At 45.5% G+C, this 26,438-nt stretch carries 29 protein-coding genes; 14 read left to right on the top strand and 15 right to left on the bottom strand.

Translation table 11 applies throughout. The annotated features are described in order from the left end of the window. Window position 1 precedes the first annotated feature (1 nt). On the top strand, window positions 2-1,480 hold the full coding sequence (locus R7041_RS01605; protein WP_042523794.1) for a hypothetical protein: 1,479 nt from the start codon (window positions 2-4) through the stop codon (window positions 1,478-1,480). Window positions 1,481-1,569: 89 nt separating this feature from the next. Here the strand turns inward: R7041_RS01605 and R7041_RS01600 are convergent, their stop codons facing one another. From R7041_RS01600 to vscN, 10 genes are all read right to left on the bottom strand, one after another. Continuing rightward, window positions 1,570-2,472 carry a DMT family transporter gene (locus R7041_RS01600; protein WP_372035280.1) on the bottom strand — a complete coding sequence of 301 codons (903 nt, stop codon included), beginning with the start codon at window positions 2,470-2,472 and terminating at the stop codon, window positions 1,570-1,572. A gap of 106 nt (window positions 2,473-2,578) precedes the next feature. Beyond that, on the bottom strand, window positions 2,579-3,289 hold the full coding sequence (locus R7041_RS01595) for a helix-turn-helix domain-containing protein (protein ID WP_031781101.1): 711 nt from the start codon (window positions 3,287-3,289) through the stop codon (window positions 2,579-2,581). Between the two features lie 102 nt (window positions 3,290-3,391). Continuing rightward, window positions 3,392-4,441, bottom strand: coding sequence for a SctU family type III secretion system export apparatus subunit VscU (gene vscU / locus R7041_RS01590; protein ID WP_042523790.1), 1,050 nt, complete (start codon window positions 4,439-4,441; stop codon window positions 3,392-3,394). 15 nt (window positions 4,442-4,456) lie between these two features. After that, entirely contained in the window at window positions 4,457-5,242 is a 786-nt protein-coding gene (gene sctT / locus R7041_RS01585; protein WP_206949667.1) for a type III secretion system export apparatus subunit SctT, read from the bottom strand. Continuing rightward, a complete protein-coding gene (gene vscS, locus R7041_RS01580) occupies window positions 5,239-5,505 on the bottom strand; it encodes a SctS family type III secretion system export apparatus subunit VscS (RefSeq protein WP_005377227.1) in 267 nt (88 codons plus the stop codon). Before vscS ends, sctT begins: the two co-directional genes overlap by 4 nt. Window positions 5,506-5,518: 13 nt before the next feature. Further along, the gene (gene vscR / locus R7041_RS01575) at window positions 5,519-6,169 is read right to left on the bottom strand and encodes a SctR family type III secretion system export apparatus subunit VscR (protein ID WP_005377232.1); all 651 of its coding nucleotides are present in this window, start codon (window positions 6,167-6,169) and stop codon (window positions 5,519-5,521) included. Next, window positions 6,166-7,134 carry a type III secretion system cytoplasmic ring protein SctQ gene (vscQ, locus tag R7041_RS01570; RefSeq protein WP_206949668.1) on the bottom strand — a complete coding sequence of 323 codons (969 nt, stop codon included), beginning with the start codon at window positions 7,132-7,134 and terminating at the stop codon, window positions 6,166-6,168. The genes vscR and vscQ overlap by 4 nt, the downstream gene beginning before the upstream one ends. Next, entirely contained in the window at window positions 7,131-8,336 is a 1,206-nt protein-coding gene (locus tag R7041_RS01565; RefSeq protein WP_206949669.1) for a type III secretion system needle length determinant, read from the bottom strand. The genes vscQ and R7041_RS01565 overlap by 4 nt, the downstream gene beginning before the upstream one ends. Window positions 8,337-8,345: 9 nt before the next feature. Beyond that, a complete protein-coding gene (locus tag R7041_RS01560; protein ID WP_025768127.1) occupies window positions 8,346-8,807 on the bottom strand; it encodes a type III secretion protein in 462 nt (153 codons plus the stop codon). Continuing rightward, on the bottom strand, window positions 8,804-10,126 hold the full coding sequence (gene vscN, locus R7041_RS01555; RefSeq protein ID WP_017821332.1) for a SctN family type III secretion system ATPase VscN: 1,323 nt from the start codon (window positions 10,124-10,126) through the stop codon (window positions 8,804-8,806). The genes R7041_RS01560 and vscN overlap by 4 nt, the downstream gene beginning before the upstream one ends. 185 nt (window positions 10,127-10,311) lie before the next feature. On the opposite strand from vscN, the gene sctW reads away from it, so the two are divergent. The 13 genes from sctW (at window position 10,312) to R7041_RS01490 (ending at window position 21,151) form a co-directional block, all read left to right on the top strand. Further along, window positions 10,312-11,205 carry a type III secretion system gatekeeper subunit SctW gene (gene sctW / locus R7041_RS01550; RefSeq protein WP_005388156.1) on the top strand — a complete coding sequence of 298 codons (894 nt, stop codon included), beginning with the start codon at window positions 10,312-10,314 and terminating at the stop codon, window positions 11,203-11,205. Beyond that, window positions 11,186-11,470, top strand: coding sequence for a TyeA family type III secretion system gatekeeper subunit (locus R7041_RS01545; protein WP_005377239.1), 285 nt, complete (start codon window positions 11,186-11,188; stop codon window positions 11,468-11,470). Before sctW ends, R7041_RS01545 begins: the two co-directional genes overlap by 20 nt. Continuing rightward, on the top strand, window positions 11,457-11,831 hold the full coding sequence (gene sycN, locus R7041_RS01540; RefSeq protein WP_005388159.1) for a type III secretion chaperone SycN: 375 nt from the start codon (window positions 11,457-11,459) through the stop codon (window positions 11,829-11,831). Before R7041_RS01545 ends, sycN begins: the two co-directional genes overlap by 14 nt. Then, window positions 11,828-12,205 (top strand): type III secretion system protein VscX, encoded by a 378-nt coding sequence (gene vscX, locus R7041_RS01535; protein WP_206949670.1) that lies wholly within the window; start codon window positions 11,828-11,830, stop codon window positions 12,203-12,205. The genes sycN and vscX overlap by 4 nt, the downstream gene beginning before the upstream one ends. A gap of 5 nt (window positions 12,206-12,210) precedes the next feature. After that, window positions 12,211-12,552: a type III secretion system chaperone VscY gene (gene vscY / locus R7041_RS01530; protein ID WP_158156522.1), complete on the top strand. Its 342-nt coding sequence runs from the start codon at window positions 12,211-12,213 to the stop codon at window positions 12,550-12,552. Beyond that, the gene (gene vcrD / locus R7041_RS01525) at window positions 12,536-14,662 is read left to right on the top strand and encodes a SctV family type III secretion system export apparatus subunit VcrD (RefSeq protein WP_086013006.1); all 2,127 of its coding nucleotides are present in this window, start codon (window positions 12,536-12,538) and stop codon (window positions 14,660-14,662) included. The genes vscY and vcrD overlap by 17 nt, the downstream gene beginning before the upstream one ends. After that, window positions 14,662-15,075, top strand: a complete 414-nt coding sequence (locus R7041_RS01520) for an LcrR family type III secretion system chaperone (RefSeq protein ID WP_053304394.1) — start codon at window positions 14,662-14,664, stop codon at window positions 15,073-15,075. The genes vcrD and R7041_RS01520 overlap by 1 nt, the downstream gene beginning before the upstream one ends. 60 nt (window positions 15,076-15,135) lie before the next feature. Next, window positions 15,136-15,420, top strand: a complete 285-nt coding sequence (locus R7041_RS01515) for an LcrG family type III secretion system chaperone (protein ID WP_005377254.1) — start codon at window positions 15,136-15,138, stop codon at window positions 15,418-15,420. A gap of 10 nt (window positions 15,421-15,430) precedes the next feature. Continuing rightward, the gene (locus R7041_RS01510; protein WP_277987410.1) at window positions 15,431-17,254 is read left to right on the top strand and encodes a virulence-associated V antigen; all 1,824 of its coding nucleotides are present in this window, start codon (window positions 15,431-15,433) and stop codon (window positions 17,252-17,254) included. 12 nt (window positions 17,255-17,266) lie between these two features. Then, window positions 17,267-17,752 (top strand): SycD/LcrH family type III secretion system chaperone VcrH, encoded by a 486-nt coding sequence (gene vcrH / locus R7041_RS01505; RefSeq protein ID WP_005377258.1) that lies wholly within the window; start codon window positions 17,267-17,269, stop codon window positions 17,750-17,752. 7 nt (window positions 17,753-17,759) lie between these two features. Continuing rightward, window positions 17,760-18,959, top strand: coding sequence for a type III secretion system translocon subunit VopB (gene vopB / locus R7041_RS01500; RefSeq protein WP_005377260.1), 1,200 nt, complete (start codon window positions 17,760-17,762; stop codon window positions 18,957-18,959). 10 nt (window positions 18,960-18,969) lie between these two features. Continuing rightward, entirely contained in the window at window positions 18,970-19,974 is a 1,005-nt protein-coding gene (vopD, locus tag R7041_RS01495) for a type III secretion system translocon subunit VopD (RefSeq protein WP_005377262.1), read from the top strand. A 205-nt stretch (window positions 19,975-20,179) separates the two neighbouring features. Continuing rightward, window positions 20,180-21,151 (top strand): TAXI family TRAP transporter solute-binding subunit, encoded by a 972-nt coding sequence (locus tag R7041_RS01490; protein ID WP_005388171.1) that lies wholly within the window; start codon window positions 20,180-20,182, stop codon window positions 21,149-21,151. Window positions 21,152-21,444: 293 nt separating this feature from the next. On the opposite strand, the gene R7041_RS01485 is transcribed toward R7041_RS01490, so the two are convergent. From R7041_RS01485 to R7041_RS01465, 5 genes are all read right to left on the bottom strand, one after another. Continuing rightward, a complete protein-coding gene (locus R7041_RS01485; protein ID WP_206949672.1) occupies window positions 21,445-22,215 on the bottom strand; it encodes a sulfite exporter TauE/SafE family protein in 771 nt (256 codons plus the stop codon). An 81-nt stretch (window positions 22,216-22,296) separates the two neighbouring features. Then, window positions 22,297-22,812: an adenylate kinase gene (locus R7041_RS01480; protein WP_206949673.1), complete on the bottom strand. Its 516-nt coding sequence runs from the start codon at window positions 22,810-22,812 to the stop codon at window positions 22,297-22,299. 279 nt (window positions 22,813-23,091) lie between these two features. Further along, window positions 23,092-24,618, bottom strand: a complete 1,527-nt coding sequence (locus R7041_RS01475; protein ID WP_005388177.1) for a tripartite tricarboxylate transporter permease — start codon at window positions 24,616-24,618, stop codon at window positions 23,092-23,094. A gap of 19 nt (window positions 24,619-24,637) precedes the next feature. After that, window positions 24,638-25,132: a tripartite tricarboxylate transporter TctB family protein gene (locus tag R7041_RS01470; RefSeq protein ID WP_065274568.1), complete on the bottom strand. Its 495-nt coding sequence runs from the start codon at window positions 25,130-25,132 to the stop codon at window positions 24,638-24,640. Between the two features lie 238 nt (window positions 25,133-25,370). Then, window positions 25,371-26,342, bottom strand: a complete 972-nt coding sequence (locus tag R7041_RS01465; protein ID WP_206949674.1) for a tripartite tricarboxylate transporter substrate binding protein — start codon at window positions 26,340-26,342, stop codon at window positions 25,371-25,373. Between the last annotated feature and the right edge of the window lie 96 nt (window positions 26,343-26,438).

The following is a 26,438-nucleotide window of genomic DNA, read 5'->3' as shown; positions in this document are numbered from 1 at the left end:
AATGGTTAATACAACACAAAAAATCAGCCAAAGCCCAGTACCTGATCTAGAGCAGTTTCGTGCAGTTGCTGCGCAAAAAGATGACCGAGTGATCAGTAAAAGAGGTGAAGTAAAAGAACCTTCCACATTCCACAAAGGTCACAAGTTTGCTTCTATTCACGAAGGCGTATTGAGAAGCAAATACACTAAGTTTTTCCAAGAAAACATCAAAACTCACCTTGATTTAAAGCAGGCGCTACTTAAGCAAGAAAAACCTGAGGTTGCGCTGTTGGCTTACTCCCTAGTGAGTCCTTCAGGCTATCGCGGTGAGCCACTTACTGAGCGTAAAATCTTAGAAGTTGTCAGCCTATTGGATGAAATAAAAGTGAGCAGCGATACGTACCAGCAGCTTAAAAATACGTTTGATGCGATCAGCAAAGATCCGCGTATGCAGGTAAGCTTAGAAGCCCAGTATCCGGGAAAAATGGATGGCTTTGCTGCTGAACTGCTGCAGATGGGCAAAGAAAAGCTAAAAGGTTCTGGTGTTAACGCCGTTATTAACTTGGCATTACCTGGCGTTGGCTTATTGATTTCTACAGGTCGAGAGCTACACAAAGCGGCCGTAAATGGTGATGCTGAGGCTTACCATCATCAGTTAGAACAAATTTCACAGCTGCCAGGGCGAGATCAACGTCTTTCTATGCCGATGCAGCAAACCTTGGCTCAAGGTCATGCGGTACTGTCGGCTGAAGGTGGCATTGGAGCTACATTAGGTATGGCGACGGGGAGCCTGGGCACGTTCGGTGTTAGCTCTGTAGCAACGGTGGGCGTCACACCGATAGCAAAAGAGGCAATCGGTTCTGCGGCAACGACTGTTATCATGAGCGGCGGTGGTTTTGTGGCGAACCAAGCTGGGGCATACGGGTTAAATACGGAAGTAAAAGAGCAACTTATGCAAGGTGAAATGTCTGGTGTTTTACCTAGACTTGAAGTTTCCAATGCAAAAGGAGACTTTACCTTCAGTATGCAAGATCCGGCTTCTGTCCGCGCATTAATGGCGTACCTTGGTCCTAAGGAGAATACTGAAATGACTTCTCCTCAAGCGCCTAAAGAGGCACAAGAGATGGAAGCCGCTCGATTAACACTGAAAAAGATGTTGGGTTCAGAGCCAAGTGAGCACTTGGTTCCTGACGTAGATTCTATCTTGAAGCTAAGCCCAGAGGATGCACCAAGTAAAACCGAGTCTATTGCTAACGGGGCGTTTAAAAAACTGTTAGGAGAAGATTGGGATTGGCTCATGCCAGCTGTTCGAGCGATTGATAAAGGGGAAGCAAGTAAAATAAACGAAAAGTTAACCTACAAGCTCCCCCTAGATGCAGCAAACGGACGAGTTTATCTTGATAAATGCCCAAACCTGAGTGACGTCCAGTTAGATGCGCTAGAAAAATTAGGCTCACCAAGTCAATTGCGATTGATGTACTTGGCAGAAGGCTGGGTGTAATTTCAAATGGTAAAGTAGGGGGTAGGTGCTGCTCCTTACTTTATCTACCGTCAGCGTTCCTTTTTGGGGCTGGCTCATGTCCATTGAATTTAACTTTTCGACTGAAGAAACAAACACACAAGTGTCAACGTTATACCAACCCAACCAATGAAAGAAATTTCTTCCCCAACAATCGCAACTGCTAGTGCTGCTGCGATAACAGGTTCAAATAGCGTGAGTATGCTAGCTCCACTGGCTGTAACAAACCGTAGCCCAAACCCAAAAGCGACGTAACCTAACCCCATTGGAATCAAGGCCATGTAGAGCATGACCGTCGTATTAGTTGATGATGCAAATAGATTATCGCCCGTGATGAAAAGTGTTGGTAGAAGCAAAACTCCACCAATACCAAAAACACTTCCCATGGCCGTTTGCGATTCAATGCCGTGGTCAATCATAGTCTTTACTCCCCATGAGTAAATGGCGTACGTCAAACCTGCCAATAGGCCAAGTAATACACCCCAATGCTTCATATCATGATCAAATAAGCTATTTGCGGATGACTCAGAAGCCAACAACAAGGTAATGCCAATGACCCCGATTGCGAAACTCATCATCCAGCGCTTGGTTATGGTCTGATTTCGGCTAAAGAGACACTCTAACAAAGCAGAAAAGAAAGGTGCAGTGGAGATAGAAACAACCGTACCAATAGCCACACCGGCGAATCGCATTGATGAATAAAAAGCCAGTGGGTAGGTGGCTAAGGCGATAATACTAACCAGTAACGTTTTCTTCTTATGTACGACTTTTCGAAAATCTCTCTTCAGTGACTTCGCTGACAGACATGCTTGCATAAATCCACCAATACCCATAGAAAATGCGCCAATGGCGAGAGCACTGACATCCGGTGCCAAGCTGGCAGCGGTGCCCGTCGTTCCCCACAGGGTTGAAGCAAAAAGTATGGATAAAGTTCCTAATTGATAGTCGGTGAAATGTTTTTTTAACACTGTAATTTCTACCTAGTGAATGGCTGTTTTAGGGTAGAAAGAATAAAAGAAAGCGATAGAGATTTTTGTGCTGAAAAGACGGAATACTTGTTCCAGAGGACTATTTTAGTGACTACCGGGAAAACTCTCTAGGAGACATGCCAAAATGCATTGAAAACCGTCGACTAAACGCGGAAAGGTCACTATAGCCAACTCGTTCAGCTATCAACTGAACTGGAAGGTCTGTATGAGTCAGTAGTGCTTTGGCTTTTTCCATACGTTGTAATGTAATGTATTTATGAACGCTCACTTTTAGCTGCTCTTTAAAAAGCTTTTTAAACTGCGTCGGACTCAAGCAAGCGGCATTCGCTAATGAGGCAATGGTGAGTGGCTGATCAAGCTGCTCGGCGATCACAACCTGTACATCTCGAATACGCGAATCTACGGAGCGAGACCGCTTTTGTTGCTCCAGCAACAGATAGAAGGTTGCAACCATTGAGTTTTCAATTTCATCATTAACCTGATACTCAAGCTGTTTTTCGACAAACTGGATAAAGCTCAGTAGAGGCGGGCTAATCGAAAACACAGCCACACTACTATCCATCAAATGAGTGGGCAAAGTGGTCATATCCGCAACAATAAAGCGTGATGACTCTTCGGCATTAAAACCGTGAGCACAACTTTTGGGGATGACTATGCAGTCGCCAACCGCCACCTTTCCGACATAACTATCCATATCAATATGTATGTTGCCCTGGAGAGGAAGCACCAGTTGATGATAATCACTATGAGTATGTCGGCTCATACGTTTCGTGTAGGAGCGAATGCTTAAGCTAGATTTCATAAAAACAACATACAGTTAAAGGATACCGCATTATAGCGTTGAAAGTATCGAGGTTGAAAGCTGGGCAGTTGTAAGCCCAGATCTTGAATGGGATGTGGTTTGTCAGTCCGCCTCGGACTCTAACGAGGCCAACCAACGAAGCACTTCCGCAGTTGCTTCAATAAGATCGCTTGGGATGTACTGGTCGACGTTGCCGTCGGCGTATAGTGCACGAGCAAGAGGGACTTTTTGCATCACAGGAACGCCTTCTTCTTTAGCGATTGCGACCATACGTTTGGCTACCGCCTCGGTTTCCATCAAAGTGATGACGGGCAGGGGCGTTTCGCCTTTCTTGTAATAAAGGCCAACCGCGATATGTGTTGGGTTTGTAACTAATACATTAGAACGTTTAACGTTTTCGCGCTGATTGGAGGCTTGTAGCTCTTGGTGCAACTGACGACGTTTGCTTTTTATTTCTGGACTGCCTTCCATCTCTTTGTATTCGCGCTTCACTTCGTCCTTGCTCATTTTGAGCTTTTTCGTGTGATCAAATTTCTGGTACGCAAAATCTGCGGCAGCGATGACGATGAAGCCTACCGAAGAGATAATCATTAATTGTTTAATCATGACGCCAGTAATGGTCGGGACACATTCTAGCCCACAAGTTGGAATTTGCATTAAAGCGTTGATGTTACCGCGTAATGTCACCCAGATAATGCAGGAAAGAAGAGAGACTTTAAGGATCGACTTGATAAACTCAATCACACTCTTAAGGGAAAAAATGCGTTTGGCCCCTTCGACGGGATTGATCTTTTTGATGTCGGGTTTAACGGATTCACCACTAAATAGGAACCCGAACTGCCCCATATTGGAAAAGATGGCGACGAGTGCAGCAACCAGAATAATCGGAGCGAGTAGATAGGCAATTTCTTTTGCGATGGCGATAGCGACATCGACTAGCGCATCTTGGAAACCCTGATAAGCAAGCTTACTTGGTAGGAGAATAAGCGCTGAGATGTGCGACATGTAATAATCGGCGAACGCAAACAGTACAATTATGAGCGCCAAAATTAATGCAGACGATACGATTTCTTGGCTTTTGGCAACCTGACCTTTCTGTCGAGCATCGCGTAATTTTTTTGCGGTGGGTTGCTCTGTTTTTTCTGCACTCATAAAGAATCCTAAGCGTTATTGCCAAATGGTATTGAGTTGTTCTGCGAATCGGGTAATGCCGTAAAACTGTACTTCAAAGTGATCCATCATTATTCCGAGATACACGATCAGTAAAACACTCGCGATGGCACTTTTTATTGGCATGGCAAGGAAAAAAACATTCAATTGCGGTGCAAAACGACTGATAAGCGCCAGACCAAACTCAGCAAGAAACATTGCCAACACTAGTGGAGCGGACATCAACACACCAAGCCACATAAGCTGTTCAAATTGCGCGTAGAAGAAGCTAACCCATGCGTCGCTAACGGTTGGGAAAAAGTCCACGATCGGCCAAGATGTATAGCTTTTGAATAACGCATAGATAAAAGTGACAAAGCCCCCGCCAGAGAAGAACAGGGTAATCAGCGTTTGGGTCAGTAATACCGCTGTTGGTGTGGATTGTGAGCCTAGCGTTGGGTTAAACATACTTGCCATGGCAGCCCCACGTTGGTTGTCGACCAGAAAACCGGCCGCTTCTATCGCCCAAAAGGGGATAGCAGCAACAAATCCTATCAATAGCCCAATTAATACCTCCTTACCCAAAATCATTATCAGCCAAATGCCGTCGGTTTCTGCAGGCAAGGTTTGCTGATTAATCATCGGAAATATAAACAGTGCGAGTGAGCAAAGCACACCATTTCTCACCATGGTGCCGCCTAACATTTGCTTGCTCAAAATAGGCAAAAAGATGAAGCATGCCATTAACCGAGGTAACGTCAGGCTGTACAAAAATAAAGCCTGGTATAAGTCGTGATAACTCATCGTATTTGAGGAATTTTATCCATAGCAAGCGAGGCGAAGGCGTGGAGCTCTGCCCCTAGCCATTGCGTTGTGACGAACAGCGTAATAATGACCGCGATAAGCTTGACCACAAAGCCTAACGTTTGTTCTTGGACCTGAGTTAACGCCTGAATAAGCGACACCAATGTACCAACCAATGCTGCGACTAAAATCGGCGGTAATGACAAGTACAACACTAGGGTTAATGCTTGAGTCGTGAAATGAATGATTTCAGCAGAATGCATACTTTCTCCGTGATTAACCGTAACTCAACACTAAGCCGTGGGTGAGCTTTGTCCAGCCGTCAAGCAAGACAAAAAGCAACAATTTGAAGGGGAGGGAAATCGTCATTGGCGATACCATCATCATCCCCATCGCGAGTAGGATATTCGACACAATTAGGTCAATAGCGATGAACGGTAAGTACAACAGAAAGCCAATTTCAAAAGCGCGAGTAAGCTCGCTGACGGTAAATGCGGGCAGTAAGAGCAATAAGCTGTCCGACTCTAAACGGTCTACGTACTTCTGCGGCCACAATGTGCGTGCAGCATCAGTGAAGAATATGGCTTCGGTTTCCCGAATATGCTTTTTCAAAAATTCTCGATAAGGCTGTAAACCGCTTTCAATGAGGCCTTCTACACTTGCAGAATCTTCAAGGGAGATATCATGCTGCTTTACGTAGTCGTAGGTTTCAAACCCGACGGGAGCCATGATGAAAATTGACAGAATGATAGCCAATCCGTAAAGCGCCATATTCGGCGGAATTTGCTGTACACCGAGAGCGTTACGCAGCAGTGAGAATACAACGGCGAGTTTCACAAACGACGTCGCCATCATAGCGATAAATGGGATCAGTGCCAGCAGTGCTAAGCTGACAATGAGATTGAGCTCGTCGGGTAACTGGATCATGCTGGCTCCTGCGTGCCACCGAACAGCTCCAGTACGCGCACACCTAAATGTTCGTTAACATTAACCAGTTCACACTCACCAATGATTTTGCCGTTGGCACGCAATGTTACCGGCTTAGATACAGGCTGGTTTAGCTCGAATACGTACCCTGGCTGAAGCTGGTTAAGCTGCTCTAGCGTGATGGTTTGATGGCCGATATCAAACGTGAGTTCCACAGGCAGTTGCTGGTGGTCGGTTAACATTTCTGAAGTGTTTACGTCATTCATATTGGTTTCTTTTTCCATAATGTGAAGAGTTTGGTCATCCAGTTGGCAGCGCCAGAGATTCTGGTTAGATACTTGAAAAATGGCTTGTTGCTTGGCGATGTAACCATCGTCAAAAAAGATGACATCTCCCAGCTCGAGCGAATTAAATTCGCTTAACGTCAAATGGGTCCTTCCAAGACTTAACCACACAGGTAAAGCGAGGTGTCGAGCTTGTAGAGCAGCGCTGTTTGGTAGCGCATCCAACAACACGTTTGATCCTTCGCTAACCCACAAACAAAGAGAGCCGTTAGGCTTATTGAGGGTTAACATTAAAGCATGCTCTTGGGCCTGGCTCGCCTCTAACGGCTGTAGTTGACTAAGAATGGGTAACTGACCAAATAGCGCTTTGATTGCCTCACTATGCGGTTCTATCTGTGAGCTCAAAAGTGCTAACTGGAGGGAGTTAGGCAGGGACTCAAACGCAGTAGCATTTAAGGTCGATTTCAGCCAATGTTGGAGCTGCGCACGAGAAAAGTCTACTTGTAGGGTTTGCCCTCCAATCAACGTGGTTAAACGGAACCCTTCAAATGAAGGGATTTGAGCAACAGTAATCGATACGCTCTGACCATCAGTCCCTTGGAAGTGGCACTGTTTTGCACAAAGTTGATTGCTGAGCGCGATACTTTCTGCATCCACTTTGGGGATTATTAACGGCGTCATAGGTCATTCTCCGCTTGCCATTCTTCATACACGCTGCGTTGTTGGCGTGAGTGTTGTTGTTCATGTTGTTGTTGATCGAGCTGTTGAGTTTGTTCGCTGATCGCTAAGCGAAGTGGCTGCTCACCACCGAATCGGTTTAGCCGTTCAGCAAGATCTTGTCTAGCTTGCTGGCTAATAATGGTAAGGGCATGCTCTTGTCGAATCGTCACGCTATACCCTTGAGCGTCCAACTTGATGTGGATTTCACCACCTTTTAATTGTCCTTCACTTAGAAACAGCCGAACCTCTTTGTTGTCCGATGCGGTTGGCAGAGCAACATAGATTTTGTCCACCAATTGCTGGAGTAATTGGTTTACGTCTCGCGTTGGGCTTGGTTGAGCCTGCGAAGCAACACTTTTTAGGATGACATCGCCTTGTGTTACCGCACTTGCAAAGGGCTGAGAAGGGACTTTTTCTTCATCCGTTTTAACGGCGACTAGTGCGCTTTTCGTCACGATTTTTTCAAGAGGCTTGGTTTCAGGCAGGCCACCAGTTTGGTCTGGTCGTTTGCCTGTATTCTGTAGCGGCGGAGTTGCACGCTTATTGTGCGCTGTTTCAGTTTGCTTTTTCGTTAAGCCAACAATGTTAATCCCATCTTGAGCGAGCTCTATCGCTGTCGCACTTTGGGGGAGCAAGCCAGATTCAAGCGTAGAGAGACAATCCGGCGAGGTATGTTTATCCATCGGCGTCGGTTTATCATCTTTCAAATGAGCTTGAAAGTGAGGATCAACACGCTCGGTAGAAGGGGAGCTTAGAACTGTGTCGCCATCGCTTTTTCCATCATGTTTAAGCAATTTATTGTTTTCGCTAATTATTTCTTCGCTATTTTCTGCGTCGTCTTGCGATTTCTCTATATCTCTCTTAGTGACGACGTCACTTTGACCTTTTAAAGTGGAGATGTTTTTGTCAGCGTTGGCTTCTTGGTTCGATGAGTTAGGTTTCTTATCTAGACCTTGAGATGTCTCATGCCTTAGCGGTATGTCTTCTTCGCCAGTATGATTTTTTGGGGGATTCCCAACGATAGACTCCTTTCCCTTGCTAGGCTTCTTCGTCATTGCATGCTCGAATTGTGATTGAAGCTCGGCCTCCTTCTCGAGAGGCACTTGTTCTGGCGTTGATTTGTGCAGCGTATTCGATGTTTCAGTTGTTGGGGTAATGCGCATAGTGAACCTTTAGATAATGTCGACAGTGCGAAACTCTTCCTGTTCGAGTTCTTCTTTGTATTGCCTTTCTCGCGATTTTTCCGCGACTTCTTGTTGCTGCAACTGAACGAATTTTTCTTTGGTTTTATGGGCTTGTCGCGCCTCTTTTTGCTTTTCTTTAAGTGCCGAGCGTTCGATTTCAAGCGCTTTTTTTGACTCGGCCACACGTTGTTTAAGTTCGGCTTCTCTCTCTCTTAACAACGCGATTTCTTGTCTTAATGTTTCTAGCTCTTTGAGAACGAGTGTTTGTTGTTTTGCTTTAGCAAAACGTCGCTCTTCTTCTTCCTGGCGCCAAACGTGATAGTCCGCGACAGAACGTTCGGCCTTTTGAACCTGTGCTGCGGCGTTTGACACTCGGTATTCTTGACGCTTGACGGCTTTATCCGCACGTTCAGCGCGAATTTTTTTGATTTCTAATAAGCGTTCTATCATTGTTTCGCCATCCCTTTAAGTTGAGCGATAGCGCCATCAAGATCGCTTGGTTCATGAGTGCCTTGGCGTAAAAAGGCGCGTATATCATCACTTTGTGCAATGGCCAAATCCGCTCGACTATCTGCGCCATGTTGGTATTCGCCAATTTTGATTAGCAGCTCAACTTCTTCATACTTAGCTAACATTTCGCGAATATGAGCAGCAGACGCCTGATGATCGGGTTCAACGATTTGATTCATCACTCGGCTTGCTGACCGAAGTACATCAATCGCAGGGTAATGGTTCATTGCGGCAAGTTTACGCGAGAGAATGATGTGCCCATCTAAAATGGAGCGAGTTTCATCCGCGACAGGCTCTGTCATGTCGTCACCTTCCACCAACACGGTGTACAGTGCTGTAATTGATCCTTTGTCTGATTGTCCAGCTCGTTCCATCAGCTTTGGCAAAGCGGCAAAAACGGAAGGCGGATAGCCACGTCGTGTTGGTGGCTCGCCTGCGGCTAGTCCAATCTCCCTCTGTGCGCGGGCGAAACGCGTTACAGAATCCATCAGCAGTAGCACGCGTTTACCTTGGTCACGAAAATATTCTGCGATAGAAGTTGCAACAAAAGCGGCTTTGGCGCGCTCCATTGCTGGGCGATCAGAGGTAGCGACCACTAAAACCGATTTGGCCATTCCTTCTTCGCCTAGGTCATGCTCAATAAACTCGCGTACTTCGCGTCCGCGTTCACCAATTAAGGCGAGAACGGTCACGTCAACTTCTGCGGAGCGAATCAGTTTTGCCAGTAGGGTACTTTTACCCCCACCAGCCGCTGCAAAAATACCCATGCGCTGACCTTCACCACAGGTCAGTAGCCCATCAATGGATCGAACGCCAAGAGAGATTGGCTTTTCAATTAGTTTACGTTGCATTGGTGGTGGCGCATCGCGATAAACAGGATACCAAGCACTTGGTTCCTGACTCTGCGTACCATCGAAAGGGCGCCCAAGCCCGTCAAGCGTTGTACCTAACAGGTGGTCGCCAACACCCACTTCGTGCATTTTACCCATTGGGCTTACTTCTGTATTTGAGGAAATCCCAAACATATTTCCTAACGGAGTGAGCAAAGCGTGATGCTGCTGGAAGCCAACCACTTCCGCTAACAAAGACAGAGTTTGATCGGGATTACGCAACTCACACAGTTCACCTACACGAACGCCAGGGACGACAGCTTTAATAATGGTGCCGGTGACTTGTGTAACGCGCCCGCGAATTTGGATCAAACGCGTGTGTTTAATCGCAGATTGTTGGATATCAGTGATGTATGAGAAATCGTTCAAGGTAAAAATATGCGCAATGATTGATGCTGAGAGGATAGAAAGTATAAGAATCAATTTATAGTGAATATCAGTCGGGAGTTTTTAGAAAACTGAAAGCGCACTAAAAAAACACGTCTGATTTTGACAGCTTCAAAAAAGCGCACTTCCTATAATTCGCCTGTATTGTGCGGAAGGAGTGCAAGTGAATGAGTATTATCAACAATCATATCGCAACAAATCCAAAGTTTGATGCGTCTATCCAAAACGGGTTGGAATCGTCTCGCCCCGACGTTTCACAAAAAGGCAATTATCGCGGTGAAACCGTCCGTGTTCACAATGCCACACAATCACTTTTTGATGCGATGGAAGAACTCACTTCACTCGGTTCCGAAAAAGCAGAGAAAGATCTGACCAAGCGCAAAGTGAAAGACAGTGGTGTTCGAGTTAATGAAGCACATGAACTCGTTTCGGACTATTTAAGAAAAGTCCCTGATCTTGAAAAGAATCAAAAGATCAAAGATTTGGCTACAAAAATGGCGGGAGGAAATATCTCGACCATCGCGCAATTACAAGCCTACTTGAATGGGTTTTCCGAGGAGAAAAGCCATCAATACCTCGCCCTAAAAGCCGTTAAAAAGTTTTTGAGTGCGAGTCCAGAAAGTAAACACCTACTAGCGCTGATTGACCAAGCACTTCTAAGAATCGAGCAAAACCCAGATACATGGTCTCAAATTGATACGGAAATCCGTGTCTCAAATTTTGCTGATGAATACAGCCAAGAGCAAGAGTTTAGCTCTTTGCATCAGCTGCGCGGCTTCTACCGCGATACCGTTCATAGTTATCAAGGGCTCGGCGCGGCTTATCAAGATGTAGTGGCGCGCTTTGGTGAGCAGGAGGTATCGACTGCTGTTGACTTTATGCTGCAAGGCATGAGTGCAGATCTTAGTGTTCAAGGTAGCAGTATCGATTCGGTTAAGTTGCAGTGGTTGATGTCCGATATGCAAAAACTCAAAACTCTAAATACGTTGCAAGATCGTGTGAATCAGCTGTTCCAAATGTTTAAACCGGAAAGGACGAATTATGGCTTATCAAGTTTCTAATTTGATGGCTGATGTGATTGCGTTGGTAGAGCAGCGATGGGTAAGCAGTGATGAGATATGGAAAGTCGCCAACGCAATGGAATTGACGGCGGTAGAACAAAAAATCGATTTTTTTCGAGAGTTCCATAAGTTAGTTCGCGCAATCCCAATTGACGTATTCGCCGATGAAGAACAACGACAGAATTTAATCCAAGCGGTACAAAAGGCGCTAGACGAAGCCATTGATATAGAAGAAGAGGAAGCGTGGGAAGATGAGTTGGATTGATGCATCCGTCGATGAATTTTGCCGAGGAATGGGGCTCGATGCCGTCGATTTCTCATCAGCTGGACGGGTGCAGCTGGATTTTGAGCAAAGTGGTACGCTGCATATTGAGCGACAGGGTGAGCAGTTATTCTTGATGTTGTCTCGAGCGTTATCTTGGCATCAAACCAGTGACATGATTCAAAGTGCACTGTGTTTGTGTCATGCCGATCAAGGCTGGCCTTTCGAAATTAAAACCGGCTTGTTAGATGAGCAAACTCTGGTTTTTTCAGCAAGGCTAAAAGGAGAAGAAGTAACACTTCCGACCTTAGAGCAAGCGTTTACGCTTTTGGCTCGTCTACATAACGATGTGGCAGGCTCATGACTCGAGTTAGCACTTTAAACGTAGGCATCGAAGCCTTTACGCATGTTACTTATAGTGAAGTTAAGGCCGATTTCCCTGAACGGTTTCAATTACTTCCGGATGGACAGGCGGTCGCTACGCATTTAGAGAAGCTCTATGACCTCAGGCCTTCAGACCAATACCTAATCGCGTTAACCAAGCCAAAATTGTTGCACTCAGAATTGTTGCGTCCAGAAAAGTACCGCCAACAGTTCGATGAAACGTTGGCTCAGCTGCAAGTTCTTGCACAGGACTCAGGCTCCGTTTCTTTTATCAAAGCATCCGAAACGCTACAAAGTACACAACTTGATCAGCGTTACCTTACTATGGCGCTCAATCTCCTTATTCAGGTCTAACCAACATGTTGAGATCCAAAGACATTGAACTCTTACTTGTTCACGCTGCGCTACAAGTTCAATACCAAAAGCCAGAGCATGCCATTTCTATTCTCGATGCGGTTCTAGAAATAGAACCGCATCACAAAGAGGCGATGCAAACACTTGCTGTGGCGTGTTTACAAAGTGGTCGATATACCCGGACGATTGAGGTGTGTGAGCACTTATTAAAATCCGACCTTCATCCTGACTCGGCAGGACTCTGGTTTTGTTTAAGCCAAGCGCGTTGGAAACAAAATGACGTCGATGGGGCACGCCAAGCGCACCGACGCTATCTGCAATCTTTAAATAGTGAATCACATGAATAAGTTGATCGATATTCTAAACAAAGTAGGGCAACGCAAAGACATCATGCTTGCGGTGATGTTACTCGCGATCGTCTTTATGATGATATTGCCACTTCCTACCGCACTGGTGGATGTGCTGATTGGCACCAACATGAGCATTGCGGTGGTGCTGCTTATGTTAGCGATTTACATCACCACGCCACTTGAGTTCTCTGCATTTCCTGCGGTGCTATTGATCACGACATTGTTTCGTCTGTCTTTATCTATCACGACAACCCGCTTGATCTTGCTACAAGGCGATGCTGGTCAAATCGTTTATACATTCGGTAACTTCGTTGTGGGCGGTAACTTAGTGGTCGGTATTGTTGTGTTCCTGATCATTACCATTGTTCAGTTTATGGTGATCACCAAAGGCTCAGAAAGGGTAGCAGAAGTTAGTGCGCGCTTCTCACTCGATGCGATGCCTGGTAAGCAGATGAGTATTGACGGTGACATGCGTGCTGGAGTAATTGACGTACACGAAGCTAGGCACCGACGATCACTGATTGAAAAAGAAAGCCAAATGTATGGCTCGATGGATGGCGCGATGAAGTTCGTTAAAGGCGACTCCATTGCGGGTCTGGTCATCATTGTGGTCAACATCTTAGGTGGCGTCACGATCGGGGTAACGCAAAAAGGCATGAGTGCTTCTGAAGCACTTGAGTTGTTTGCGATTTTGACCGTTGGCGATGGTTTGGTATCGCAGATCCCGGCACTCTTTATCGCGATTACCGCCGGTATTATCGTGACGCGTGTTTCTCATGAAGACTCTTCTGATCTTGGATCGGATATTGGTGGGCAGGTGATTGCTCAGCCACGTGCGCTTCTTATTGGTGGTGTGCTTTTGGTGCTGTTCGCACTCATCCCTGGGTTTCCAAAAATCACTTTTCTGGTCTTGGCCGCCGTGGTTGGTGGTGGTGGTTTCTTCCTTTTCTATCAACAGAAAAAACAAGCGGAATCAGATAGCACCGACTTATCAAGCTTTGTTTCGCAAGGGGCCGGTTCGCCAGCAGCGAAGCCAAGCAAACCCACGCCTTCTAGAAACAGCAAAGGTAAGTTAGGTGAGCAAGAAGAGTTCGCCATGACGGTCCCGCTGTTGATTGATCTTGACGCGAGCCTTCAGGAAAGCTTGGAAGCGGTCGCATTAAATGAAGAGCTAGCAAGGGTGAGGCGCGCACTATATCTCGACCTCGGCGTGCCTTTCCCGGGTATCCACCTGCGTTTTAACGAGGGGATGCAAAATGGTGAGTATTTAATTCAGTTACAAGAAGTTCCGGTTGCACGAGGACGAATTGTAAAAGACCAACTCTTGGTGACAGAAGGGAATGAGCAGATCGACTTATTAGGCGTGCCTTATGAGCAAGATGAAGATTTTCTACCCGGTATTTCTAGCATTTGGGTGGCACAGAGTTATGAGCAAAAACTCGTAGCCAGTCATGTCGGTTTTCTCACACCCGACAGGATTTTAACGTACCACTTGTCTCATGTTCTCAAGGAGTACGCACAAGACTTTATTGGTATTCAGGAGACGCGTTATCTGTTGGAGCAGATGGAAGGCAGTTATTCGGAGCTAGTCAAAGAGGCCCAGCGTATTGTTCCGTTGCAAAAAATGACGGAAATCTTGCAACGCTTGGTTTCTGAAGACATTTCTATCCGAAACCTTCGCGTGATCTTGGAAGCGATGGTTGAGTGGGGCCAAAAAGAGAAAGATGTTGTACAGCTGACGGAGTACATTCGTTCCAGCTTAAAACGTTACATTTGCTACAAATACGCAAGCGGACAAAACATGTTGCCCGCTTACTTATTGGATCAAAATCTCGAAGACACAATACGCAGCGGTATTCGTCAAACCTCAGCAGGGAGTTACTTGGCGTTAGACCCGTCAGTAACGCAACAATTTGTCAGTGATGTGAAACAGACCATTGGTGACTTAAGCCGCATGCCGAATAAACCTGTGCTAGTTGTGTCTATGGATGTACGCCGATATGTGCGAAAGCTTATTGAATCGGAATACTACGATCTGCCCGTTTTGTCATTTCAAGAACTAACCCAGCAAATCAATATTCAGCCACTTGGAAGGGTGGGGATGTAATGAAAACAAAACTAATACTCTCGCTGGCGCAAGCGGGGATCGAAGTGACGCCATACTTTTGGCAACAAAGTGAAATTCAACTTGGTTATCGAATTGAAGTTGAAGGCTTAGAGCTCGTTTTTCGGGTGGAGGACGGTGAAATCATCATCGTTCTTCTGAAACGCGTTCGTCCAAAATTGGGGTTGAGTAACCCCTTTGCCGGCTTATTTCTCTTGGCTGAACATGCCATTCAACTTTATCCCTCCGATTGGGTCATTCGCGGCAACGTCGATGTGTTACGTGGTAGCAACATGAGCAGCCAGCGATTGGCACAGTTCTATCTAAAAGCATGCGGTGCAAGCCATGATGAGCTAGACGACTGGTACTGTTTACGCCTAGCAGATTATAGACCTTTGAAAAAGTTGAAAAAGTAAAAACTCACGACTGTTACTGACAGCACCGATGAGATGACCCGCTTTAAGATAGGAATCAAGATGAAGCAACCGTTTACCGATGCGATTGAGAACGCTGAGCTTGCCATTAGAAAAGCTGAAGACAGAACCGATATTTTTAACGAGCTATTGGAAGGCTTAGGTGTTGGTCCTGTTGCGGGGGATGTTTTACTTGGCGGCATAAAAGCGCCAGTAGATACCATGAAACGTGCAGAGCAAGAGCTAATAGACGAAGTCCAGCGCCGCCGGCAACAACAAACTCAGCTACAAGGTACGTCAGGTAAACGCAGAAAGCGTCCCACAGTGATGCGCGGCATGATGATTTAGAGGTTTGGAAATGACGAATATGAAAACGACTGGCTCTACGACAGGAGCAACAGACACAGCTGCGAGTAGTGCACCATTACCCACTTTCCAACAAAACTTGATAGAGGCATTTACCCCTGTACTGGGTGAAGCAGAGACTCAGCAACTTGCCTCTCTAATCTCTTCATTGCCAACTATCTCGGGACAAACGGAATCACAAAGCATCGCGCTTTATGTTGATACGCTTGAAAACCTAAAAGCGAAAAATAACGCGTTTGCTGGTATATCATTGACCGACACCGCATCTGTTTGGATAAAGTCGCTACAAAGTGCTAACTCAGATGGCGAATTAACCGCAGCCGAGTTTAATGCTCAAACAAACCAAACGCTATCAAATCAGTTTCAGGCTTGGTTTAGTAAGTTACTGACGGAAAACGTAGATAGCTCGTTATCTACTGAGTTTGTTAGTCAATTTAATCTGGGCACTCAGAGTAACCAAGCGGAGCAGATCGCCAACCTCTCCGAGACAGGTCTGGCTAATGCCACCAAAGAAATTTCTCTTTTTGTTGCAGAGCTTGCTAATCAAATGGGCTCCCGTGAAGTGAGAGATGCTTCTATTTCTTTTCTTCGCAATGCCTTTAGTAGCCTAGGTTCCGTTAATCTCGCGCAGCTGAAGAGCTCGGACTTTCTGTTGACTAAAGAGAGTTTCGCCCTTCAAGTCTCAGCTCAATTAAAAAGTAGTTTTCAAGGCATTGGTATTACTTTAAGCACCGATGACGCAAGTGCGCTAGCTAGCAGAATTACCTGGACTCCTGGTATTTCTAAACAGCAGCTTAAAGAAGCGTTAGATGAAATGGCCGCTCAAGTGAAAGGCCAATATAGCGCAGCTTATGGTGAGGTGAGTGGAACGAACAATCTAAAAGCAGCACTTAATACTGTCATTGGTGGAACTGAGCCTTTGACCCTTTCTAGTCTGTTCGCCAACTTCGCGGTGAGTTTAACAAATATAGAAATCGACGACTTTTACCAGGACAGCGCGATAGCCGATGTCCAAAAGACACAGATAACGGCAGCTCAAGTTAATTTGATCAAAGAAAACACCGAACGAGATATCCGATTACAGTTTGAAAAAATAGTAAAAGGTGAATCTACCGGGGCTTCATTTACTGAGCGATACGAGGCATTGCGCAAGAACTTAGGGGCATTGAAAGAGCGTCTACTCAATATCACCGATAAAGAGAAAGCGGATCGCGAGGTGAGAGCAGAGCACTCTCTAACGGCTCGTGATTTGTTGGCCGTTGTTGAGTCCAGCATTGGAGACCGTTTTGATGAGCAAGTGCTGCTTGCACTAAATGAGCGTCGTGTTAACCGTTTAGAGAAACGTAATGACCAGAAAGAGGCATTAGAGGATCTCACAATACAGCTTAAAGTTTTTGGTGTTGTGCAATCAAAAATTCACTCTACGCAAAGTGTTGATGGGGTTTATAAACCGGGATATCCAGAAAGTAACTTCAAAGCGAGTGACTTTAACTACAGCAATCAAACGGATTTTGAAGTTTCACCTGAGTACAAGTATTTGACGGATAATAAGATAACAAACCATCGAGACTTCCTTCAAACACAAGGTATTACTATCGGTGATGGTGCGTCGTACCAAGACGAAGAGAAGTCGAAAAAACTGTCTAATTTTTCTAGTTCTGTCAGTGCTAAATCCAAGTTGCTTAACGATGAAGTGCAAATCAAAACCACTGAGCTGAACGACACCAGTTCTCAATACAACTCGACCGTTGAAGCGATGAACAAGTTTGTTCAGAAGTACCACAGTATTTTACAAGAAATCCTACGAGCCATTTAAGGATAACCAACCATGACTAAAACAAACGCGACCGATCCATCCCAAATGCAAGCAGAGGAGCTGCTGTCTTTTCTGGAAGAGGGAGGCACGCTAAAAATGTTGCACGATGTGTCTCAGGACACCATCGAACACATTTATGCCGTAGGTTACAACTTTTTCCAATCGGGAAAGATTGAGCAAGCAGCGAAAGTATTTCAATTACTCAGCATGCTTGATCATTATCAGGCGCGATTTTTCATTGGCCTTGGCGCGGCTCGTCAGGAGTTGGGTGAGTATCTGCAGGCAATAGACGCCTACAGCTACGCAGCGCTAGTGGACGTAAATGATCCACGCCCACCTTTTCACTCTGCTGAATGTCACCTGAAACTGGAACAACTGACAGAAGCAGAGAGTGGGTTTTACAGCGCGAAGGAGATGTCTGCCGGAAAATCACAATATGCAGATTTGCATGAGCGTGCAGGCATCATGTTAGAAGCGGTGAGAAATAAAAAGGAGTAATTAGACTATGAGTTCTATTGCACTTGACCGCATCCAGACACAGGTTTATAGCCCTGAATCTGGCCAAGCCACGTTAGATAACGTGCAGAAAACGGCGTCTACAGCGACGCCTTCTGTGACGGTAGAAAACGTGAAGAGTAAAGATGCAGATGTACTGAACACCGGAAAAGTAAAAGTTCAGTTAGATGCACCTAACGCAGCTGTTAGTGACAAAGTGAATGATTTGACGCTAAAAGCCATGGCACAGCTGCAAAAGATCGTCGATACCATTGCAAAATCTCTCCATGCAGTTGCAGACCAAACAGGTTCGATTGCCGTCAAAATCATCGCAGGATCTGCTGATGATTTTGAAGTAGAGCTTGCTGCTATCACGGATAAACTGAAAAGTGCTCAAAACGAGCTGAAAATTCAGGAAGTGAAGGTCGCAAAAGCTAAGCACGAAAAAGAGATGGTGGAAAACCAAGACAAAATCAAAGAATCGGAAGCCGCTGCAAAAGAAGCCCAAAAATCAGGCTTAGCAGCGAAGATCTTTGGTTGGATCAGTGCGGTGGTTTCTATTGTTGTTGGTGCCGTAATGGTGGCAACGGGTGTTGGTGCAGCAGCCGGTGCACTTATGATCGCTGGTGGCGTTATGGGAGCAGTGAGCATGGCGTTGCAAGAGCCAGCCGTTCAAGATGCGCTAAAAGAAGCGGGCGTAAATGTCGATGTGCTAAACAAAGTCGTAATGGCATTAGAAATCGCCGTCGCGGTTATCGGAGCTGTTGTGACGTTTGGTGGTGCAGCAGCTGGCGGTATCGCGAAACTTGCAGCGAAAGGTGCTGGTAAGGTAGCTCAAAAGGTCACGGAAATCGCTACGAAAGCCGCTGCAAACATGGCGAAAGTGGCGGATATGGGCACAAAAGCTGCGACAACAACAGCGAAAGCGATTCGTTATGGCGCAGAAACCGTCGATCTTGCCGTCAACGTGGGTAAAGGCGCAACGGACAGTGTTCACGCTGCTAACAATGCTCACGTGACAGAGATTCAGGCTGATATCACAGACCTTCGAGCCAAAATGACGTTAAGCCAGGCTGTCATTGATAAGCTCAAAGAAGAGATTGGTAAGTTGATGGAAGACTTCCAAGAGCTGATGAGCCTCATCATGCAAATGATTCAAGCGAAAAGTGAAACTATGCAAACGGTGTTAAGCCGTCCTGCAACGGTATAAGGAGTTTATTATGCTAGATAAAGTAGGCGGAACGGGTCGTGGTGAACTATACGGTTTAGGCGACACCATTAAAACCAACAAAGCAGAAAAAGCGCCGGAAACAAAGCTTGAAGCGGGCGCCGTTAAAAGCCAAAGTGAGTCAGGTGTTTCTGGTGCAGCACGCTACCAGTTAGAGACACCTAAAGCTCCTACAGTGAGTAATCAAGCTCAAGTTGTTGCAAACTTAATGAGTGCTCTTGCGCCGACGGTGAGCTCATTAATGAGCACAACGATGAAAGCACTTAACGGTGAGGAGGTGATCAAGTCACCATCAGATGCGGTATCACAATCGTTGACGCTATTAACATTGTTGTATCAAGTATCAAAGCTGAGCCGTGAGCAGCAAGTGCTACAACGTGAAATTGCTGTTGAAGCAAACGTCGCGAGTTTAGAAAGCCAAGCGGCAGAACTCAACAACTCGGCAAGCGCAATGATCGCGATGGCAGTCGTTTCGGGTGTATTAGCGGGTGCTACCGCAATTATTGGTGCCCTTGGTTCTTTCAAAGCAGGGAAAGAAATCAAGAATGAAATGGCGAGCAATAATGTACTGAAAACGCAAAAAGCTGGCTTCGATCAAGCAGAAGAGTTATTAAATAACAATAGCTTGTCTAAAACTCAGCAAGATCAGGTTAAGCGTGCGCACTCACTAGCGAAAGACAATATCGCAGACACGACAGCGCAGCTGACAAGTGGTGGCCGTAAGTTCGATAAGTTGATGAGCTCAAACCAAGCAAAGAACGCGATTCTTCAAGCTTTGGGCCAGATGGCAAACTCAGCATCGAATGTAGAGCAAACCAAAGCGCAAGCGCGCAGCAAAGATGATGAAGTACAAGCGACTCGCGCACAAGCAGCCAAACAGAAAGCCGATGAAAACATTGGTTTCCAAGAAGGCTTATTGAAAGAGCTACGTGACTTGTTCCGATCTATCTCAGATAGCCAGAACCAAGCGTGGCGAGCGTCAGTCCCAACGGTGTAACCATCCGTTTCACTAACTACAAAGCGTTGTTTATACAACGCTTTTTTTATGGGATTCAAGTCTAAATGCTATTTATCAGTAGGTTAAGTTGATAAAAAAGTATATATCTATAAATCAACCTCCAAGGATGAGAACTCAAACGTTATCAAATTGTTAACGGTTGCTATACTTAAACGGTCATCAACACAGGTAAAAGGGATGTTCAATGTTTAAGTTTAAGCAAATCGCACTTGCTGCTTCTTTAGCGGCACTCACAACAGGCTTTTCTGCGTCTGCGGAGGAAACGTTTGTCACTATTGGTACCGGTGGCGTAACAGGGGTTTATTATCCGACTGGTGGCGCTATTTGTCGCTTGGTTAACAAATCGCGAGAAGATCACGGTATCCGTTGTTCGGTAGAAAGTACTGGGGGGTCGATTTATAACATCAACACTATTCGTGCTGGTGAATTGGACCTCGGTATCGCGCAATCAGACTGGCAGTATCATGCTTACAAAGGAACCAGTAAGTTTGAAGAAAGCGGGCCTTTTAAAGAGCTACGCGCCGTATTCTCCGTTCATCCAGAACCGTTTACTGTCGTTGCACGTAAAGACGCGAACATCAAAACTTTTGATGATTTGAAAGGTAAGCGCGTTAACATTGGTAATCCTGGTTCTGGTCAGCGAGGTACTATGGAAGTGCTAATGAACCAGTATGGTTGGAGTAACGACGACTTTAAGCTTGTCTCTGAGTTAAAAGCAGCAGAGCAATCAAAAGCACTTTGTGATAACAAAATTGATGCGATGATTTATACCGTTGGTCACCCAAGTGGAGCGATTAAAGAAGCCACTACGTCGTGTGATAGTAATATCGTAACGGTAGCTGGACCTAATGTAGAAAAACTGGTTGCAGACAACAGCTTCTATCGTGTCGCAAATGTCCCGGGTGGTATGTATCGTGGCACAGATAGTGATGTTCAAACCTTTGGTGTGGGCGCGACGTTTGTTTCTTCTACTGCGGTACCAGAAGATGTGGTTTATAACGTGGTTAAAGCGGTATTTGAAAACTTCGATGATTTCCGCCGTCTCCACCCAGCGTTTGCAAACTTGAAGAAAGAGGAAATGGTAAAAGACGGTTTATCTGCGCCTCTTCACCCAGGTGCGCTCAAATACTACAAAGAAGTAGGGCTGATTAAGTAAGCGTTACCTTCTCTTATTATTGATGTAAAACGCCATCTTTCTCGATCAATGCCACTCGTTTAACTGCGAGTGGCATATTTCTATCTCTCGTCATCCTGTACAGCGACGAAGGAGCGTGATACAGGATCTTCCATCCGAGCACTTTGTGATCAAAATGGTTTCATTAGCCGCTCAGTGTAGTGCTATTAGATTCCTAACCTCGCTGGAGTGACACAAAAAATCGTTAAGCTATCTGCATTAATCTTTCGCGCTGGTGTTTTTGTAGGAGTGTTATCCACTTGTACAAGTTTTGCTTAAACATAAACATCAATGAAAAAGTAGATAGTGATGAGAATAGAAGAAAGAGCAACAAACCCTTTAACATGATTGGGATTCAGTTGACGAGATACACGAGCTGCAAGATACCCACCTACCAACGTACCGACCAAAACAACACTACCTGTGTGCCAGTCAATGGAGCCATTGGCAACAAAAATCACGATAGCAATGAGTGAAACACACGTAGATACGAGCAATTTCAAACCGTTCATTAAATTAATGTCTTGGTGGCCAGCTACTACCAGATAGCTCAGAACAATAACCCCTAAACCTGCGTTGAAAAAACCACCGTAAGCAGAGACACCAACAAGTAGTAAACCCAACGCGATTGCTCCGAGTATGCCAGCATGTTTGTGCTCTTTCGCGACAGTTTTGATTAGCATTGTTAAACGAGAACCGGTGAGAAAAAGCACGGTGGCAAATAAGAGTAACCAAGGGATGGCTTCCATAAATAGCGACTCTGGCGTGTTGAGCAACAGATATGCTCCGACAGCGCCGCCGACTAAACTGAATGAGACTGTGAACAGCAGTTCATGCTTGTTCTTCATGATCTCTTCTCTGAACCCGACGGCTCCACTAATGTAACCCGCACATGAAGCATATGTGTTTGTTGCGTTAGCCATAATAGGAGGAACACCAACTGCCAATAGAGCCGGAAAAGTAATAAAGCTTCCGCCTCCCGCTATGGAGTTAATGATCCCACCAATTACGCCAGCAACGAATAAAAGTGAGAGTTCTAAAAGCATAAACAATCCTTGTTATGTTCTTTTTCATTGTTAGAGCTTCAGATGATCTAACCTACATGCTCTAATGTTCTGATATGAGGTTTACTTTACCCGCTCTAAAACAAAATTGTTCAGTTCTGTAACGTTTTTGATGACATGAACGGCTTTACTTTGAGAGTACCCTTCGAGGCGATACATAAAGTCATCATTCCAGAATGCGGGGCATTGCTGAAGAACTTTGTAGCTTTGTAACGTTCCTTTCAGTACCGAACTACCATCAGGCCAACCTTCAGGTTTAATGAATAGTCCTTTAAGGAGACGTTTCGTCACAAACCAATAGCTTACTGAGTATGGTAGATCAATATAAATGAGAGTATCGGCTGCATCTAAACGAGCGTTGAAAGAGCTGAACGGTCCAAGGCCATCTATAATCCAACGATCTGAGCTTAGTATGTTGCTATGGGCTTCATCAAAAACGTTACGCTCAACGGGATCACCGTTTGGTTTATAAACTATTGAATCTAATTGATGAAGAGGAAGACCGGTAGCAGACGCGATTGCTTTACTTACCGTCGATTTTCCACTGCCGGGTTTACCAAAAACTGCTATTTTTTGCATTGTGACCGCCTCCAAGAGAGCTTTTCCCATACGGTAGAGACAGAAAACCCACCGCTATGGGTGGGTTCGATAAATACTGAGCGCATCAAAAAATCCCACCATTCCTATGGAATGATGATAATTCGTTGGTTAAGTTGCGCTAAGTGTGTGTTCATACAATCACCTTTATATAACGACAGTGATTTGTCAATACCATCTGCACAATAAGCGAACGATTTGGAGGGCGGAAGATAAAGCCATCACGATGGATGGCTTTATCTAGGTTGAAAGAGACAGCGATTACTGCTCAACGCTGACTGGCTGTGCTTTAAACTTTTGAATCAGCTTTACGATTAGTGGACTTGCCAATACCAATACAGCTAAAACAGTAAAGGTAAGGGTAATAGGACGCTCCCATAGGAAACTCAGTTCTCCATCTGAAATCATTAATGCGCGGCGTAAGTTCTCTTCCATTAATCCTCCAAGGATGAAGCCCAGCAATAAAGGTGCGAGCGGGAAGTTAGCGAGCCGAAGTGCAATGGCAGCCATAGCCACAATCAGCATCACGAACACATCCATAGTGTTAAAAGAGACCAAATAAACCCCGGTGATTGAGAAGAATAAAATCATCGGTAGAAGCACCGTTCTTGGAACCGCCAAAAGCTTTGAAATGTACGGAATCAATGGTAAGTTCAGGATCACAAGTACGATGTTGCCGAAGTACATGGAAATGATCACTGACCAGAACACATCTGGGTGTTCAACAAATAGGCGAGGGCCAGGTTGAATACCATAAGCGATCAGCGCACCGAGCATTATTGCTGTTGTACCAGAGCCCGGAATACCAAGCGTTAATAGCGGTACAAATGAACCACTAGATGCTGCATTATTCGCAGACTCTGGCGCAACCAAACCACGGATACTGCCTTTACCGAACTCATCCTTTTTCTCTTTAGGTGCGAGGTTGCGCTCCATACCATAGCTTAAAAAAGCAGCAATGGTTGCCCCTGCGCCAGGAAGAACGCCAGTGAAGAAACCTAATATTGAAGAGCGAATTGAAACAGGCGCAACATCTTTGATTTCTTCCTTGGTCACTTTCATTGAGCCAATGTTGCTCAGCTTTTCTTGTTCTTCATCGCTGGTGTCTTTTGATGGTTTAAGGATGCCCATCAGTGTCTCACCCAGTGCGAATGTCGCCATTGCAAGCAACAAGAAGCTAAAGCCATCCATTAAATCCGTTAAACCGAAGGTAAAGCGTTCAACGCCTACGCCTTTATCGATTCCAACTGTAGATAGCATCAAACCAAGAATGGTCATCATCCACGCTTTGATTACCTGACCTTTCCCCGCAAAAGCCGCGACTGCTGATAACCCAAGTAGCATCAACGCAAAATAGTCCGACGATTGGAAGCTAAGGGAGACGCTAGCCAATGCTGGTGCGGCAACAAGCAACATAATGGCAGATAGCGTACCGCCAGTGAAAGACGAATAAGCTGCCAAAGCTAATGCTTTACCTGCCTGGCCTTTTTGAGCCATTGGGTAGCCGTCGAATGCTGTGACCACGGTTGAAGAACAACCCGGCGCGTTAATTAAAATCGACGATGTAGAACCACCAAATACCGCACCGTAATAAACACCCGCCATTAAAATAAGGCCAGAGGAGGGCTCTAGGCCATAAGTAATTGGGATCATCAAAGCAATGGCTGAGATCGGCCCAAGTCCAGGTAACATGCCGATAAATGTACCGACGAAGCAACCAACGATCACCATCATAATGTTCATTGGCATTACTGCGGTGGATAAACCTTGTAGAATTCCATCTAACATAATTCAGTCCTTTCTTTGACTACCAGATGGTGAAAATCAAACCCGGTTCGAGATAGATGTCCAAACCTTGAGTGAGTAATAAGTAGAACGCGATCACGAATGGAAACGACGCGCCAAACAGAACGGGTTTACGTCTTTCCCCGAGCAGATAAAAGCCAGCCAATAAAAAGAAGCCAGTAGCTATCACAAAACCTAAGTACGTCAGGCCCACGCCGTAGAGTGCCATTAAAACTAAAAAGGCAATCAGTAACTTCCAATTGAAGGTCAGCACTGCGCCACTTTGTTTATCTGGTTGTCCTGTCACCAGCAATAGCAAAGAAAGGCCGACACCAACGTAAGTCAGGATGGTTGGCAGAGTACGTGCGGTGAATGGTTCATACTCATCACCTGGAAACAATGGAATCTGCGAGGTTTGATAACCGTAGCAAAGACAGAAGAGTAGAAAGATCATTGCGCCGACGCGGTCACGACAGAGCAAATACTCTTTGGTGAAAAAGTTGGTTGAACGAGGCATATTCAACTCCTAACAAAAGTAAAAAAGACCGCATATGGACGTCAATGAATAAACTAAACCATTAACAATTAAGCATTTCGCTGCTAGTCGAGCCGCTTTGGGTATATAAACAAAGGAGTGTGCATGCCGATTGTCGACAATGTCCATATGCGGTGAAACTTAGAGTGCAAATACAATGGGGAAATACCAACCTACGTTATTCATTGAGGTTGGTATCTGAGGGACCCCAATTCGATTGTTACTTCAGGAAGCCTAACTCGCGCATTAAGTCACCCATCTGTTGCTCTTGATCTTCAAGAAACGCGAAGAATGCTTTATCCGCTTTATAGTTGTCGATCCAACCATTGCGGTCTCGAACGACTTGCCATTCGTCGGTGTTATACATTTTAGTAAATGCGGCATTCCATTCATCTAGCTTTTCTTGGCTTGTGCCTGGTGCTGCAAAGAATCCACGCCAGTTAGCAAAGACAGTTTCATTACCATATTCGGTGAGAGTTGGAATGTTAGGCGCAGCTTCTAAACGTTTTGGTGCTGTAATCGCTAACACTTTCACTTGCCCAGACTTAGACATTTCGAGTACTTCACCTAGCCCTGTAGAGAGCAGTTGTGTTTCGCCTGAAAGTAGGGCAGCCATGGCTTTTCCACCTGCATCATAGGCAATGTAACGAACTTTGCGCGCATCAAAACCTTCACCTTTGAAAGCTGCTGCTATAACCAAATGATCCATAGAACCACGAGCAGAGCCACCAGCAACCTTCACCTTACGTGGGTTTTCTTTAAAAGCTTTAACGACATCTTCCCAAGAGCTGTAAGGAGAACCGGCTGATGTAACAATGGCGCCATAATCGGCAACCGTTGCGGCAACAGGAGTCAAGTCGCGGAAAGATTGTGGAAAGATCCCACTGAGCGAGCGAACGACGATCGGTGTTGAGTTCACCATGAGTGTATCTTCTTGACGATCAGCCGTTTCAATCAAATGTGCGATTGCTTTGCCACCGCCACCACCAGATAGGTTTTGAAATGATACGGTTTCGACGATGTCTGATTTTATTAATACATCACCAGTACCTCGGGCGGTCATGTCCCAACCGCCACCGGCACCTCCAGGGATAAGAAAGTGCATTTTTTCAATATCTGCAGCAAGAGCGTTGAATGAAAATGAAGCTGCGATGATTGAAGCGGCGAGCGTTGGTTTGAGTACCTTTAACATGTTCACGTTCCTTATGTTAGCGACTCTATTTAGTTGAGCCTTATTGTTTTTGCTCAGTTGTCATGCCTTGTAAGCGTTAAAGCTGAACTTGGTGTA

It is taken from the genome of Vibrio sp. 1751 (genome assembly GCF_033339895.1).
Classification (GTDB): domain Bacteria; phylum Pseudomonadota; class Gammaproteobacteria; order Enterobacterales; family Vibrionaceae; genus Vibrio; species Vibrio alginolyticus.
The sequence above is the reverse complement of the archived record's forward strand: the minus strand, read 5'-3'. Positions and strand labels throughout refer to the sequence as shown.